Genomic DNA, 13,890 nt, shown 5'->3' on the forward strand with positions numbered 1-13,890 from the left:
GCGCCGAAGAAGAACACCCTCATCGGCGATGGCGGTGTCTTGATGACCGCCATGCCGACACACTAGAAATGCAACGCCGTCGCGATACGGACGGCGCCATTACAACGAGGCAATCGCCTGCAACTCAGTCGGGCAGCGAGCCCGCCGGCGCCGCCACCGCGCGCGCCGCGATGGGCACCGACATCACGATTGACGTACGGGTCTCGCCCAGGTGGTTGATGCTGCTCACGAACGACTCGAGGTGCTCGATGTCGCGCGCGACCACCTTCAGCACGTACGAGTCCTGCCCCGTGACGTGGAAGCACTCGAGCACTTCTCGCCGGCCGTCGAGCAGCTTCAGCAGCCGGGCCTTGTCGGGTTGCGCGGTCGTGATGCCGACGAGCGCGGTGACGGTGTAGCCCGCCTTGCGCGGCGGCACCACGGCGCGGTAGCCCTCGATGACGCCGGCTTCTTCGAGGCGCTTCACGCGCTCCGAGGTCGAGGGCACCGACAGCGCCACCTGCCGCGCAAGCGCCGTGAGCGAGGTGCGCGCGTCCTGCTGGAGCGCGTCGAGGATCTGCCAGTTCTTGGTGTCGATTTCCATGGATCTAAGGCCCGATTGAGAATTTCGCTTCTGATTTCAGGCAACGCATGCCATGCGCCTGAATTTCGCCATTCTCGTCACGCGGGCCGCGCCGAACAATCGTCGGCATGGACTTTCCTCTCTTCCTCAAGGCCCTTGTCATCGGGCTCTCGATTGCCGCACCGGTCGGCCCCATCGGCCTGCTGTGCATCCAGCGCACGCTCGCGCACGGCCGGACAATCGGTTTTCTCAGCGGCCTCGGCGCTGCACTGGCCGATGCCTGCTACGGCGCGATCGGTGCGTTCGGCGTGTCCGCCGTGGTGTCGACGATGGTCGCGGCGCGCGTGCCGTTGGCGCTCGGCGGCGCGGCCTTTCTCGCGTGGATGGGCGTGCAGTTGCTGCGCGCGCCGGTCGCGACGCAGGCCCGGGCCGCGGAAGACGCGGCCACGCCGGTGAAGGCGCTGCTGTCGGTGTTCGTGCTCACGCTGGCCAACCCGATGACGATTTTGTCGTTCGTCGCGGTGTTCGCCTCGCTCGGCAGCGGGCATGTGGGCAGCGGCAGCGGTGCGGCGCTCACGATGGTGCTGGGCGTGTTCCTCGGCTCGGCGCTGTGGTGGCTGGGGCTGTCGAGCATCGTGTCGATGGTGCGGCACAAGCTCGGCGCGGGCGTGCTGCAGGGCATCAACAAGCTGTCGGGTGTGCTGCTGCTGGGCTTTGCGGTGTTTCAGCTGTCGACGTTGCTGTCGCGCTGACGAACGATCTAGCCCGCTTTGGCCGCCGGCTTGCGGCGCGCGGGTTTGCGCGCACCCAGCGCGCTCGCTAGCGCCTTCGTCGCCCAGTCGCGCAAGGCGTGTGGGTCTTCGAGTGCATCGACCGGCGCCTCGTAGTAGCTCGCGACCTTCACGGTCGAGGCGCTGGTCGCGTACGAGAACGGCACCGCGCCCAGGCGCTCGAACGCCGGCCGGGTGGCGTCGTCTACGCGCAGGTACAGCGTGCCCTTCATCACGAAGGCGAACTGCACGCCGGCCTGCACGAGGCCGAAGCCGCCGAAGAAGCGCTTGACCTCGATCGAGCCCATCGCGCCCAGCGACTCGGCCAGCTCGAGCGCCCACCCGTGCGAACGTTCGGCACCGCCGACGGCTGCCGGACCTTTCGCGCGGCTCAAGCGACCGCCTTGCGCCGCGCGTCGGTCACCGGCGCGCCGCCGTGCACTTCGAGCAAGCGCAGCAGCGCCTCGGAGCTGTGGGCCTTGGCCCAGTCGCGCTCGGAATCGTTGATGCCGACCAGATGCAGGAAGTCGAAGCGGCCCGAATCGAGCTGCGCTGTCGCGGGGTAATGCCTGGGCTCCATCAGCACGACATGGCGCAGGGCCACCGTGCCCTTCTCGCGGATCGCGTCGCCGACGGGAATGCGGTCGCCGTAGTCGAAGGGTTGCTTGTCTTCACCGAAGTGCGAGTGCGCGAGCAGCACGTTGTAGGCGAGCAGGCGGCGCAGCAGCTTGATCGCCCACTGGTCCTGCGGCTGCGACGGCACTTCGATGACCAGCTCGGAGCCGATCCACGAATAGCCTTCGGGGTCGTAGTCGGCCGGCTCGGTTTCCCAGGGCGTGGAGGCGCCCGAGGTCACGTACAGCCAGGTGTTGCGCACGGGCGTGGGTGCGAACTCGAACACACCCAGGTGCAGCCAGCACGGATCGACGTCTTCGGCGCCCAGCGCCTTGAACTCGTCGAAGTCCAGCACGTAGATGCCGGTGCGCTCGGGGCCGAACAGGCGCGGGTAGAGCGTCTCTTCGCGGTAGGCCCACACGTCTTCCATGGAACTCATCGACTTCCCCCTTCGTGAATCGACGGCATTCTCGTCGTTCGGCGCATCGGCGGCCATTCGAGGTTGGTGAAGGCGCGCAGCACCCACTCCACCGGGCCATACGCGAAGCGTGCCAGCCACCAGCGGCTGATCACCAACTGCGCACCGAAGATGCCGAAGGCGACCATCAGGCTCACGAACGGACCGAACTCGCTGATGAGCCGCAGCCCGTACGCCAGGAAGAGCCACGCGCACACCGCCGACTGCAGCAGGTAGTTCGACAGCGCCATGCGCCCCGCCGGTGCCAGCGCCCTGGCCACCCATGCGCCGCGCGGCGAATCGAACAGCAGCATCAAGGCGCCGACATAGGCGGCCGTGAGCAGCGGCGCGGTGAAGAGCCCGGCGGCCAGGGCCAGCACATCCCAGCGCGAACCGGGTGCGAAGACGCTGGCCCACGCATAGAGCGCCGCGCCCGGCACGCCCACGAGCAGCCCCGGCACCAGCAGCCGCTTGAACAGCGGCCGGCTTCGCCGCGCCCGTGCGAACAGCCGGCGCCGGCCCTCGATGACGCCCGCGAAGAACATCGCCAGCGCCATCGGCGCCTGGATCAGCCCGAGCACCAGCCACACCTGCGTCAGCTCGTACAGGTGCTGGCCGACGACCGTCAGGGGTGTGCCGCGGTAGGCCGCGAGCGCCGACATGGCCTGCGCCCACGCGGCGCGGGTGTCGGGCGGGTCGCCGACCAGCGCCACCAGCACGCCCACGCCGCCCCACACCAGCGCCGTCGCCAGCACCAGCCGCCGCGCCCAGCGCGCCAGCAAGGCATCGCTGCGCGAGCGCACCGCCAGCAGCACCACGCCGAGCACCGCATAGGTCGTGAGGATGTCGCCATGAAACAGCAGCACCGCATGCAGCGCGCCGATGAGCCACAGCGCGGCGAGCCGGCGCGACAGGCGCGGCACGAAAGGCTTGCCGCTGCGTTCGGTCGACTGCATCTGCAGCGTGAAGCTGTAGCCGAACAGGAACGAGAACAGCAGGTAGAACTTGGTCTCGAAGAGAAAGGCGATGGCAAAGGCCGCGGCGCGGTCCAGGCCCGTGCGCATCATCGGATCGGCCAACGGCAGGCCGTAGAAGGGCGAGGCGAACGCGCCGATGTTCACCACCAGGATGCCCAGCAACGCGAAGCCGCGCAACGCATCGACGAGCGACTGGCGCTCGGCTGCAACCGGCGTGGGGTTCATGCGCCCCTCCCCGGCTTCGCGAGAAAACGACTCACCACGCGCCGCAGCATCGGCGCCTCGCGCGCAGGGTCGAAGCCCGTGTCGAGCGCCAGGCGCGAGAACACGCCGTCGATGAGCGCGGCGATCCAGTTGGCCGATTGCACAGGGTCGAGGTCGGGGTCGATCTGCCCGCGCGCCGCGGCCTTGCGCAGCAATGCCGCGAGGCCGTCGCGCATTTCGGCGTCGCCCGCGGCCACGCTGGCACAGACCACCGGGTTGCGCAGGGTCTCGGCAGCCACCTCCAGCGCCAGCCGCGAGTAGCTGCGGTCGGAGGCAAAGACCATCACCACGTCGAGAAAGGACAGCACCACCTCCAGCGGGTCGGGCGGGTCGTCGTCGATGGCGGCGAAGTACGCGGCCGTGTCGCGCCGCTCTTCTTCAGCAATGGCTTCGATGATGGCGTTCTTGCTGGCGAAGTAGTGAAAGAGGTTGCCGGGGCTCATGCCCGCGGCGGCACAGATCTGCGCGGTGGTGGTGGCGTGGAAGCCGCTGCGGGCAAAGCAGTCGGCGGCGGCCTCCAGGATCTGGCGGCGCTTGGCCTGCTGGCGTTCGGGGTCAACTTTGCGCACGGTGGTTCTCGCGGAATTCAGTCATGCACGAATTATTAGACCGAGCGCTCGATCTATTCTTAAGGAACCCTGAAGCAACCCTTCAGGGAGCGCGCGTGGCCGCAATGCCCCGGATGGTGTCCAGCAGCAGCCGCGCGCCCTCGCCCGTCTCGCCGCCGCGCCGCACGGTCACGCCCACCGGGCCTTCGGTGCTCGCCGTGTCGATCGCCACGCGCTTCAACTCCCCGCGCGCCACCAAGCCTTCCACCGCGCCCTGCGGCGCAAACCACACCGCGTCGGAGCGCTGCAGCAGGCTCAGGGCAAAGCTGGTGTCGGTCGCTTCCACCAGCCAGGCCGGCAGCGCGAGGCCTCGCGCGATCAGGAAGGCGTCGGCCGTGTGCCGGATCAACGTGCCCGACACCGGCAGCACCAGCGGGTAGGCGGCCAGCGCGTCGAGCGTGGGCTTGCGCCGCGAGGCCAGCGGATGGCCAGGCCGAACCACCAGCAGCAGCACCTCGCTGTAAAGCTGCTCGAAAGCCAGGTCGGCCATGGCCGAGGCTTGAGCGAGCCGGCCCAGAACGAGGTCGATTTCGCCCTGGCGCAGCTGCGTCATCAGCTGCGCGTTGGTGCCGCTCACCACGCGCACGCGCATCGCCGGGTGCGCCGCATGCAGCCGCGCGACCGCCTCGGGCAGCAGGTGCGCCGCCATGTTGGGCAAAGCGCCGACCACCACGCGCAGCTGATCGGCCTCGGGCTGGTCCATTGCCAGGCCCAGGCCTTCGCGCAGGCCGCGCAGCGCCGAGACGGCGTGCCGCACCAGCACCTCGGCGGCCGGCGTGAGCTCCACGCCGCGGCGGCGGCGCAGCAACAGCTGGCGCCCGACGATCTCTTCGAGCTCGGCCACCGTCTTCGACACCGCCGGCTGCGTGAGCGACAGCGCCTCGGCCGCGCGCACCAGGTTGCGCTCCTGCGCCACCATGACGAGGCATTGCAGGTGGCGCATCTTCAGGCGCTCAAAGTTCATGGCTGACATGCGGTTCTCCTCGATGCCCGTGGGGCGACACGCTTTCAAATATAACCAGAGGGAATAGCTGGCAGAAGAGAGTTCAGTTGTGCCGCGCCGCACACCCTTCTAGAGTCCCGTGGATACGGAGACAGACAAAGCAGCCCATGACCACGATCCTTTCCTCGAAGTCGACCTCGAAGCCGTCCTCTTCCTTCGGCGCGCGCCGCCGCCTCTCGCTCGCAGCCGCCTGCGCCGCGCTGGCCCTCGGCCTCGCCGCACCGGCCGCACACGCCCAGGCGACCTACCCCGCCAAGCCCGTGAAGTTCCTCGTCAACTTCCCGGCCGGCGGCCCCCTCGACATCCTCGGGCGCGCGCTGGCCGACGCACTGCAGAAAGACCTGAAGCAGCCCTTCGTGGTCGACAACCGCCCCGGCGCGGGCGGCAACATCGGCGCCGACGCCGTGGCCAAGAGCCCGGCCGACGGCTACACCGTGCTGCTGGGCATCGACAGCACCTTCACCATCAACCCGCACCTGTATGCGTCGATGCCCTTCGCGGCCAAAGACCTCAAGCCGCTGATGATCTTCAGCTCGTCGGGCCTGAGCTTCACCACCGCCGCGTCGGTGAAGGCCAAGACGCTGCCTGACTTCATCACCCAGGCCAAGGCCGAGCCCGCCACCTTCAGCTCGGCCGGCAACGGCAGCCCGGGCCACATTGCCGCCGAGATCTTTGCGGGCGCGACCGGCGCGAAGATCGTGCACGTGCCCTACAAGGGCAACGCCCCGGCCGTGATGGCCATGCTGGGCAACGAGGTGCAGACCGGCATCGTCGCCACGCCCGGCGTGCTGCCGCACATCCAGGCCGGCAAGCTGCGCGCCCTGGCCGTGACCGGCCGCCAGCGCGCCCCGCTGCTGCCCGAGGTGCCCACCGTGGGCGAGCTGGGCCTGAAAGACCTCGAGTTCGAAGTGCTCTACCTCGCCATGGTGCCAGCCGCCACGCCCGAGCCCGTGATGCAGACCCTGCGCCAGTCACTGCACAAGGCGCTGGCCTTGCCCGAACTCAAGAGCCGCCTGGCCTCGCTCGACATGGTGCCGCTCGCCGAAACCGATGCAGCCGCCGCCACGCGCCTGGCCACGGCGCAGGTGCGCTACGGCCGCATCGTCAAGGCGACCGGGATGAAGGTGGACTGACGGCCTTGGCCTTGCCGGTGCGCGTCGTGTGGTTCTTCTTGCCGTTGCCTGCTGCTGCTGCCGCCGCAGCCGCCGCCGCGTGGCGCCCCCGGTCGGCCTTGGGCAGCACCGCCTGCGCGACCATGGTTTCGGCGTGCGCCTGCAGCCGGAGCAGCGCGTCGTCGAAGCGCGCGGCCTCGTCTGCGTCGAGCGTGCCCATCAGCTCGGCATTGATGCGCGTCACCAGCGGAAACAGCTCGTCGTACAGCGCCTGCCCCGTCGCCGTAAGGCCCAGCCGCACCTGCCGCCGGTCGCCCGCCAGCGCCGTGCGCGACACCAGCCGCTTGGCGACCAGCGAGCCCACCGCCTTCGAGGTGCGCGCCCGGTCGAGCTGGGCAGCCTCGGCCAGTTGCGACGAGCCCAGCTCGCCCCGGCTGGCCAGCACCGCGATCAGCCGCCACTCGCGCCGCGTGATGCCGAAGCGGCCCTCGCACAGCCGGATCACCATGCTGCCCGCCACCGCGAGCAGGCGTGACAGCCGGTACAGCAGCAGGTCGTCCAGCGGGCGGCGCGGCGGGGTGGCGGCGTCTTCGGTCATGGGGTGGCGTCTCGAAAGGCCGGGTAAATCCGGGCGATGGTTGATTTGATCAATCGACTGTAGCGTCTCCAGAATCGTCCGCAGCCGCGGCCAGCCGCCCCGGCCACGCACCGCCCCCTGCAGTACGCCGAACGAGACCCGGAGACATTGACGATGCCCCAGCTTCCCGACCCGACCCGCCGCCGCACCCTGACCACCCTTGGCGGGCTGGCCCTTGCACCCCTCGCGTCATTTGCGCCTTTCGCCATGGCACAGCAGCCGGCCGCCTTCACCCCCGGCCAGCCCATCAAGGTGCTCATCGGCGTGCCCGCCGGCGGCACGCAGGACGTGCTGACCCGCGCCATCGCCCACCAGGTGCGCGACTCGCTCGGCCCGCTCATCATCGACAACCGCTCGGGCGCGGCCGGCCGCATTGCCGTGGAGGCCGTGAAGACCGCGGCGCCCGACGGCCACACCCTGCTGCTGGGCACCGCGAGCATGATGACCATGTTCCCCAGCGCCTACCGCAACCTGTCGTACGACCCCATCAAAGACTTCGTGCCGCTCGTGAACGCCGCGCGCTTCGAGCTGGCGCTCACCGTGCACAAGGACGTACCCGCCAACACGCTGGCCGAGTTCATCACCTGGGCCAAGGCGCAGGGCGACAAGGTCAGCTTTGGCTCGTACGGCGCCGGCACGCCCTCGCACTTTCTGGGCGAAATGCTCAACCGCGCGGCCGGCCTGAAGATGGTTCACGTGCCCTACCGCGGCTCCACGCCCGCGCGCCAGGACGTCATGGGCGGCACCGTGCCCGTGTACTTCGACACCATCGGCGGCGCGCAGCAGATGCTGCCCACCGGCCGCGTGAAAGTGCTGGCCACCAGCGGCGACAAGCGCTCGCCGCTCATGCCGCAGCTGCCCAGCTTCGTCGAGAGCGGCTACAAGGACGTGGTGGCCACCGCATGGTTCGCCTACTACGCGCCGCTGAAGACGCCGCCCGCCACCGCCGAGAAACTGCGCGCAGAAATCATCCGCGCCGTGAACTCGCGCGACGTGCGCCAGCAGCTGCTGCAGAACGGCATGTACCCCGTGGCCGACGGCCCCGATGCGCTCGTGAAGACCATGCGCGAAGACATCGCCCGCTGGGCCGGCATCATGAAGGCCGTGAACTTCCAGGCCAACGACTGACCGACCGATAGACAACCAGGACACCCTTCATGATCCCGCGCACCCTCTCCGCTTCTTTCGCTTCCTCTTCTTTCACCCCCACGCGCCGTCGCCTCGCCGCCTTGCTGGCCATGGCCGGTGTCGTGGCGGCCATCGCCGCTCCCACGCTCGCACGCGCACAGGCCGCACTCGACAGCCCGCTGCGCATCGTTGTCGGCTACGCGCCCGGCGGCGCCACCGACCGCGTGGCGCGCATCGTGGGCGACAAGCTCACGGCCAAGCTCGGCGTGCCCGTCATCGTCGAGAACAAACCCGGCGCAGGCGGCCGTTTGGCTGCGCAGCAGGTCAAGGCCACGCCCGCCGGCCAGAACGTGTTGATGCTCGCCAACCCCGCCGTGATGATCGTGGCGCCGCTCGTCTTCAAGGACAACGGCTACGAGCCCGAGCGCGACTTCGTGCCCGTGTCGCACGTCAACGCCTACGACTTTGCGCTGGCCGTGTCGCCCACCCTGCCCGTGCGCGAGCTGAACCATTTGCTCGCATGGATGCGCGCCAACCCGCAGCAGGCCAACGTAGGCGTGCCCGCCACCGGCAGCCTGCCGCACTTCTTCGGCCTCATGGTGGGCGAGAAGGCCAAGGTGCAGACCCAGGTGGTGGGCTACCGCGGCTCCGCCCCGCTGCTGAATGATTTGATCGGTGGCCAAGTGCCCATTGCCGTCGACACCGAAGACGTCGTGCTGCCGCAGCACAACGCCGGCAAGCTGCGCATCCTGGCGCTGTCGGGCGAAAAGCGCTCGCCCTTCGCGCCGAATATTCCGACCTTCAAGGAAGCCGGCCTCGACCTCGCCGCCACCGGCTGGAACACCTTCTTCGCGCCGGCCACCATGCCCAAGGACAAGGTTGAGCGCCTGGCCACCACCATCCACGCCGTGATGCAAGACCCCGACACCCAACGCAAGTTCAAGGACGCCGGCATGACGCCGGTGGTGAGCACCCAGGCGCAGACCGCCGCGATGCTCAAGGCCTACAAGGCGCAGTGGGCACCGGTCGTGCAGAAGTCCGGTTACCAGCCCTGATTGAAGAAGAGAACCAACCTTCCAGCGACCTATGACCACACGCAGCAGCAACGGCAGCACCCGCCCCAACATCATCTTCATCGTGGCCGACGACCTCGGCTATGCCGACCTGGGCTGCTACGGCGGCCGCGACGCGCCGTTCGGCCGCGTGTCGCCCGTGCTCGACGGCCTGGCCGCCAACGGCTTGAAGCTCACGCAGGGCTACTCGAACTCGCCCGTGTGCTCGCCCACGCGCTTCGCGATGATCACCGCGCGGTACCAGTACCGCCTGCGCGGCGCGGCCGAAGAGCCCATCAACAGCAAGAGCCGCGGCAGCACCACCTTGGGCCTGCCCACCGAGCACCCCACCCTGCCGTCGCTGCTGAAAGACAGCGGCTACAAGACCGCGCTCATCGGCAAGTGGCACCTGGGCTACCCGCCCAGCTTCGGCCCGCTGCGCTCGGGGTATGAAGAATTCTTCGGCCCCATGTCGGGCGGTGTCGACTACTTCACCCACTGCGATTCAGCCGGCCGCCACGACCTCTGGTACGGCGAAGAAGAGCACAAGGACGACGAGGGCTACCTGACCGACGTGCTGTCCAAGCGCGCCGTCGACTACGTCGAGCGCATGGCCACGCAAGAAGCGCCCTTCTTCCTCAGCCTGCACTACACCGCACCCCACTGGCCGTGGGAAACCCGCGACGACGCCGACAAGGCGCCGCTCGTGAAAGACAACCTGTTCGACCTGTCGGGCGGCAACATTCATGTGTACCGCCGCATGATCCATCACATGGACGAGGGCATCGGCTGGATCATGGCCGCGCTCGAAAAGCACGGCATGGCCGACAACACCCTCGTCGTGTTCACCAGCGACAACGGCGGCGAGCGCTTTTCGGACAACTGGCCACTGGTCGGCGGCAAGATGGACTTGACCGAAGGCGGCATCCGCGTGCCATGGATTGCGCATTGGCCGAAGGTGATTGCCAAGGGCGGCGAGAGCACCCAGCTGTGCATGACCATGGACTGGTCGGCCACCATGCTCGACGCCGCCGGCGTGAAGGGCGACGCAGCGTACCCGCTCGACGGCGTGTCGCTCATGCCCGTGCTGAAAGACGCCACCCAAACCTTCCGCCGCCCCCTGCACTGGCGCATGAACCACCGCGGCCAGGAAGCGATGCGCGACGGCGACTGGAAGTACCTGAAGGTCGACGGCAACGAGTACCTGTTCAACATTCCGGCCGATGAGCGCGAACGCGCGAACCTGGGGAAGAAGGAGCCGCAGCGGCTGGAGGCGATGCGGACGCAGTGGCAGGCTTGGAATTCGACGATGCCTGCGATTCCGGAGGATGCGACTGTGAGCCTGGGGTATTCGGTTAAGGACATGCCGCAGCGCTGACGTTCTCGCGGTGACGGTTTGGATTTGTTCGACTTGTCGTAGCGGGGCTACGACAAGTCGAGCAAAACGAAATATCCCAGCGCGGCGGAACTCCGTCCGACACGCTACAGGCCTTGACCAGTCTCTATAGATAGCCGTGCAGCGCCGAATACGTCTCGCGATGCCTCGCGAGGTTTCGACGGATCTGGTCTTGCGTCGCGCCGGGTAGATGCGACCACGCGATTCGCAACTCGGGGCGCAATCCGAAGTGCGTCTTTGTCTCTTTCGCGAGTTGCTTCGAGAAAAGCATCTCCCCTTCGGAGGAGAAGGAGATCAGCCCACGGTCAAACAGGCTGTCCAACGGCACAGACAGCAGAAGCCCATTGTTCACGTCACCCCGGATCGCCTCGTCCGACCGCCAAGCAACGATGTGCGAGGCTCGCAGGTGATCATTGCAAGCAACCCCATGGACCGAACAGGCCCGATTCCAACGTCGCAAGAGCGCTCTGCGAAACGCCGCGTGCTGCGGTCCGCGAACCCAGATCTCCCTTAAGACTTCAGTCGCCTTTTCATCCGGAACGCTCTGAGAGTCCGCCGCACCATACAGCTCCCTCACGGCTTGGTCCATTGACTTGCTCAACGTTGACTCGACCTCCTCCTGCTGCAGTCGAGCCAGAATCCGCTGCATGCCAAGTGCCTCATTGCCCCACTGACTCTTTGAATATTGGATGAATCCTTCCAGGGCCAAGACGATATTCTTTAACGCATCACCGCCTTTCATCGACAAGATGGTGTCGGTGAAATGCTCCATGCCGCCAGCGCTCATGGGGGCCTTGATCGGCGTACCCGTCATCAGGCAACGGAAGTTGTTGATGAGGGCACTCGCTGTGCCCTCTGCCATTTCCTGCTCAGCGATCAACTGAGCTAGTCCCGCCTGACGCGTGATTTTTCTAGGGAAGGTCTGAACAGGTCACCGATCGGCGTGCGATGAAGGCCAATGGTGTGCATGGAGACGAATCGCGCCGCCAGATGCCCCGAGTCGATGAGGTCTACCCCTCATCCAGTGCCCTCAGACTGTTTGCAGACGCACCTGTCCCGTCATCGCCATCAGTTTCTTGCGCGCCATCCACAGATTGGACAAAGCAAACAGCGTGATCACGTGCGCCGTGTTCTTGGCCAGTCCTTTGAACCTCACCCTCACCAAGCCGAACTGGCGCTTGATCACCCGGAACGGATGCTCCACCTTTGCCCGCACGCTGGCCTTCTCATATTCGTTCTTGCGCGCTCGGGCCTTGGCACGTCCCTCGGGCATCTTCGCCATGTCGCTGGGCCGGCCCGCGATGTGCCACTGCACATCGCGCTTCACCCGCGCCTGCGCGCCCCGATAGCCCGAGTCGGCCCACACCTGCTCTTCCTTGCCATGCAGCAAGTCCGCCACCTGTTCCACGTCCGCTTCATTGGCGGCCGTCGCCGTCACGGTATGCACCAGTCCCGACTCGGCGTCCACGCCGATGTGCGCCTTCATCCCGAAGTGCCACTGGTTGCCCTTCTTCGTCTGGTGCATCTCGGGGTCTCGCTCGCCGGTACTGTTCTTGGTGGAGCTGGGCGCCGCAATGATGGTTGCGTCCACGATGGAGCCGCGCTTCAGGAGCAATCCCTTCCTGGCCAGGTGGGCGTTGACCTGCTTGAAGATGTCTTCGGCCAGATCGCTGGCTTCCAGCAGGTGACGGAAGTTCAGGATGGTCGTCTCATCGGGGATCGCCTCCAGGCCGAGTCCGGCGAACGTGCGCAGCGAGGCGATCTCATACAGGGCTTCTTCCATCGCCGGGTCGCTCAGAGCGAACCAGTTCTGCATCAGGTGCACGCGCAGCATGGCTTGCAGCGGGTAGGGCCGACGGCCTCGGCCCGCCACTGGATAGTGGGGCTCGATGACTTTGAGCAGCGCCTTCCACGGCACCACCAGTTCCATCTCGGCAAGGAAGACTTCGCGCCTGGTCTTCTTCCTCTTGCCCGCTTGCTCCGCATCCGCAAAACTGATCTGGCTCATCGCTCGTGCTCCTTTGCAAGGTTCAGTCCTTCATGCAAGAAACGTGCTCTTGATCAGACCTTCCCTAGCAAAGACATCCCGGGCTACATCGCAGGCAGCGATGTATTGCTCATTTAGTTTCTCCACGACGTTAGTGCGCGCATCGCATGTCCAGAACGTTTTGCCCCACCAAATCCGACCCGAAACTACCGTCTAAGTTGCTCGGTCCGCGGCCAGTTCCGCTTTAAAGGCGTTAGTTGCCACAATTCAAGTCTTTGGTGATAGCAAGCGGCCTCCTCTAGCGTCAGGTTGAGGCCCCGATCTCAACTATTCGATTCAGCATGGCGTATCCCAAAGGTGAGCCGCCGCCTGGACGCGGCGAACGAGCAATCCACCCCTACCCCCTCCCGCTCTCCCCCAACAACCTCTCCGCCTCCCTAGCCAGATCCGCTGCAATCCACAGCATGTGATCCCGGTGTTTCTCTCCGGCTTCCTCGAACCAGCCGTTGCCGTCGCCGTAGCAGCACCACAGCAGCGAGTTCAGCTGGGCCAGTTTGATTTCGAGGAGGTCTCGGGCGTCTTCACCTGTGGGGGTGGATGGAGGTGTCGCCCCGCTCTTGCGGCGGGGAGATTGGGGCGTAGAACGCCCGGCCATAATTCGATCAGCCATTGGTGTGCTCTCTTTCCAAAGTGTTTGCACGTCTCTTGGTTAGACGGTCAGGGTGTTCACGCACCCTGGCCGTCGCCTTTTGTGCCTCACATTCGTGTCTCTGCTTCACAAAGAGGCATCGACACCCGCCGTGAGGCAAGGCGGTTCATTCACTCGCTCGTCAATCGATCAATGGATGCATGGGGAGAAGGCGTTTCCTTTCACGGGGTTCGTCGGCCGCTACAGCGGGCCGTCTTGTCACGGGGGCATTCACTGTAGAGAAGCGAAGCCGCGCAAGAGAAAAGAATTCGTCGAGGATTCCTCGAATCGACGAGATATCTGAGGGGCCCCGGTTTTTGGGCTTCACCGGAGACGAGGCGAAGCGAGGTTCGGCTCGGGGCTGACCGCTAACTAGTGCGCGTGCGTGGCGCGCTCGGCTTCGCTGCTCTCGTGGCCGTCCACGTAGCCGGCCTGGCTGGCGCCGCGGGCCGCCAACGCATCGACCGCCAACGCGACGAAGACGGCGAGGAGCAGCCACAGCGCCACGTCGCTCAACCGGTAGAGGTTTCTGCGAAAGCGCTTGGTGCGGCGGATCACGGCGCGTCTCCCGGGGCGGCCGTGCGGGCGTGGTCGTCGTTGAACGCAAGAAGAAGACAAAGCCCCCTGCAGCGGG

The 13,890-nt window shown here is 66.7% G+C and carries 15 protein-coding genes; 5 read left to right on the plus strand and 10 right to left on the minus strand.

Translation table 11 applies throughout. The features are described 5' to 3' along the window. Positions 1 to 124: 124 nt before the first annotated feature. The gene (locus tag IG196_RS20380) at positions 125 to 583 is read right to left on the minus strand and encodes an Lrp/AsnC family transcriptional regulator (protein WP_192192750.1); all 459 of its coding nucleotides are present in this window, start codon (positions 581 to 583) and stop codon (positions 125 to 127) included. Positions 584 to 690: 107 nt separating this feature from the next. On the opposite strand from IG196_RS20380, the gene IG196_RS20385 reads away from it, so the two are divergent. After that, complete coding sequence (locus IG196_RS20385) at positions 691 to 1,314, plus strand: LysE/ArgO family amino acid transporter (RefSeq protein ID WP_192192751.1); 624 nt, start codon at positions 691 to 693, stop codon at positions 1,312 to 1,314. Between the two features lie 8 nt (positions 1,315 to 1,322). Here IG196_RS20385 and IG196_RS20390 read toward each other — a convergent pair whose 3' ends face one another. The 5 genes from IG196_RS20390 to pcaQ form a co-directional block, all read right to left on the minus strand. Further along, on the minus strand, positions 1,323 to 1,640 hold the full coding sequence (locus tag IG196_RS20390) for a TfoX/Sxy family protein (protein WP_192197099.1): 318 nt from the start codon (positions 1,638 to 1,640) through the stop codon (positions 1,323 to 1,325). A gap of 83 nt (positions 1,641 to 1,723) precedes the next feature. After that, complete coding sequence (locus tag IG196_RS20395) at positions 1,724 to 2,386, minus strand: suppressor of fused domain protein (RefSeq protein WP_192192752.1); 663 nt, start codon at positions 2,384 to 2,386, stop codon at positions 1,724 to 1,726. Next, positions 2,383 to 3,606, minus strand: coding sequence for a DUF418 domain-containing protein (locus tag IG196_RS20400; protein WP_192192753.1), 1,224 nt, complete (start codon positions 3,604 to 3,606; stop codon positions 2,383 to 2,385). The genes IG196_RS20395 and IG196_RS20400 overlap by 4 nt, the downstream gene beginning before the upstream one ends. Beyond that, entirely contained in the window at positions 3,603 to 4,214 is a 612-nt protein-coding gene (locus IG196_RS20405; protein ID WP_192192754.1) for a TetR/AcrR family transcriptional regulator, read from the minus strand. Before IG196_RS20405 ends, IG196_RS20400 begins: the two co-directional genes overlap by 4 nt. Before the next feature lie 82 nt (positions 4,215 to 4,296). Then, a complete protein-coding gene (pcaQ, locus tag IG196_RS20410; protein ID WP_192192755.1) occupies positions 4,297 to 5,226 on the minus strand; it encodes a pca operon transcription factor PcaQ in 930 nt (309 codons plus the stop codon). Between the two features lie 137 nt (positions 5,227 to 5,363). Here pcaQ and IG196_RS20415 point away from each other — a divergent pair, with 137 nt between their 5' ends. Continuing rightward, positions 5,364 to 6,389, plus strand: a complete 1,026-nt coding sequence (locus IG196_RS20415; RefSeq protein ID WP_192192756.1) for a tripartite tricarboxylate transporter substrate binding protein — start codon at positions 5,364 to 5,366, stop codon at positions 6,387 to 6,389. On the opposite strand, the gene IG196_RS20420 is transcribed toward IG196_RS20415, so the two are convergent. Then, positions 6,361 to 6,966, minus strand: a complete 606-nt coding sequence (locus IG196_RS20420; RefSeq protein WP_192192757.1) for a MarR family winged helix-turn-helix transcriptional regulator — start codon at positions 6,964 to 6,966, stop codon at positions 6,361 to 6,363. The two genes, IG196_RS20415 and IG196_RS20420, sit on opposite strands and share 29 nt — an antisense overlap. A gap of 153 nt (positions 6,967 to 7,119) precedes the next feature. Between IG196_RS20420 and IG196_RS20425 the strand changes: the two genes are divergently transcribed. The 3 genes from IG196_RS20425 to IG196_RS20435 are packed head-to-tail and all read left to right on the plus strand — an operon-like array spanning position 7,120 to position 10,563. Continuing rightward, positions 7,120 to 8,133, plus strand: coding sequence for a Bug family tripartite tricarboxylate transporter substrate binding protein (locus IG196_RS20425; protein ID WP_192192758.1), 1,014 nt, complete (start codon positions 7,120 to 7,122; stop codon positions 8,131 to 8,133). Positions 8,134 to 8,162: 29 nt separating this feature from the next. Beyond that, positions 8,163 to 9,188 (plus strand): Bug family tripartite tricarboxylate transporter substrate binding protein, encoded by a 1,026-nt coding sequence (locus IG196_RS20430; RefSeq protein ID WP_225616747.1) that lies wholly within the window; start codon positions 8,163 to 8,165, stop codon positions 9,186 to 9,188. Between the two features lie 31 nt (positions 9,189 to 9,219). Then, on the plus strand, positions 9,220 to 10,563 hold the full coding sequence (locus IG196_RS20435; RefSeq protein ID WP_192192759.1) for a sulfatase: 1,344 nt from the start codon (positions 9,220 to 9,222) through the stop codon (positions 10,561 to 10,563). Positions 10,564 to 10,687: 124 nt separating this feature from the next. Here the strand turns inward: IG196_RS20435 and IG196_RS20440 are convergent, their stop codons facing one another. The 3 genes from IG196_RS20440 to IG196_RS20450 all read right to left on the minus strand — a co-directional run bounded on the left by IG196_RS20440 (position 10,688) and on the right by IG196_RS20450 (position 13,814). Further along, a complete protein-coding gene (locus IG196_RS20440; RefSeq protein WP_192192760.1) occupies positions 10,688 to 11,461 on the minus strand; it encodes an HNH endonuclease in 774 nt (257 codons plus the stop codon). Positions 11,462 to 11,611: 150 nt separating this feature from the next. Continuing rightward, positions 11,612 to 12,589, minus strand: coding sequence for an IS5 family transposase (locus tag IG196_RS20445; RefSeq protein ID WP_095947148.1), 978 nt, complete (start codon positions 12,587 to 12,589; stop codon positions 11,612 to 11,614). A 1,039-nt stretch (positions 12,590 to 13,628) separates the two neighbouring features. Continuing rightward, complete coding sequence (locus tag IG196_RS20450) at positions 13,629 to 13,814, minus strand: hypothetical protein (RefSeq protein ID WP_192192761.1); 186 nt, start codon at positions 13,812 to 13,814, stop codon at positions 13,629 to 13,631. Between the last annotated feature and the right edge of the window lie 76 nt (positions 13,815 to 13,890).

This window comes from Variovorax sp. 38R (genome assembly GCF_014843395.1).
Lineage (GTDB): Bacteria > Pseudomonadota > Gammaproteobacteria > Burkholderiales > Burkholderiaceae_C > Variovorax > Variovorax paradoxus_H.

Coding starts and splice junctions, on each gene's coding strand:
- IG196_RS20380 (WP_192192750.1), bottom strand. CDS start 583: ATGGAAATCGACACCAAGAACTGGCAGATCCTCGACGCGCTCCAGCAG.
- IG196_RS20385 (WP_192192751.1), top strand. CDS start 691: ATGGACTTTCCTCTCTTCCTCAAGGCCCTTGTCATCGGGCTCTCGATT.
- IG196_RS20390 (WP_192197099.1), bottom strand. CDS start 1,640: ATGGGCTCGATCGAGGTCAAGCGCTTCTTCGGCGGCTTCGGCCTCGTG.
- IG196_RS20395 (WP_192192752.1), bottom strand. CDS start 2,386: ATGAGTTCCATGGAAGACGTGTGGGCCTACCGCGAAGAGACGCTCTAC.
- IG196_RS20400 (WP_192192753.1), bottom strand. CDS start 3,606: ATGAACCCCACGCCGGTTGCAGCCGAGCGCCAGTCGCTCGTCGATGCG.
- pcaQ (WP_192192755.1), bottom strand. CDS start 5,226: ATGTCAGCCATGAACTTTGAGCGCCTGAAGATGCGCCACCTGCAATGC.
- IG196_RS20415 (WP_192192756.1), top strand. CDS start 5,364: ATGACCACGATCCTTTCCTCGAAGTCGACCTCGAAGCCGTCCTCTTCC.
- IG196_RS20420 (WP_192192757.1), bottom strand. CDS start 6,966: ATGACCGAAGACGCCGCCACCCCGCCGCGCCGCCCGCTGGACGACCTG.
- IG196_RS20425 (WP_192192758.1), top strand. CDS start 7,120: ATGCCCCAGCTTCCCGACCCGACCCGCCGCCGCACCCTGACCACCCTT.
- IG196_RS20430 (WP_225616747.1), top strand. CDS start 8,163: ATGATCCCGCGCACCCTCTCCGCTTCTTTCGCTTCCTCTTCTTTCACC.
- IG196_RS20435 (WP_192192759.1), top strand. CDS start 9,220: ATGACCACACGCAGCAGCAACGGCAGCACCCGCCCCAACATCATCTTC.
- IG196_RS20445 (WP_095947148.1), bottom strand. CDS start 12,589: ATGAGCCAGATCAGTTTTGCGGATGCGGAGCAAGCGGGCAAGAGGAAG.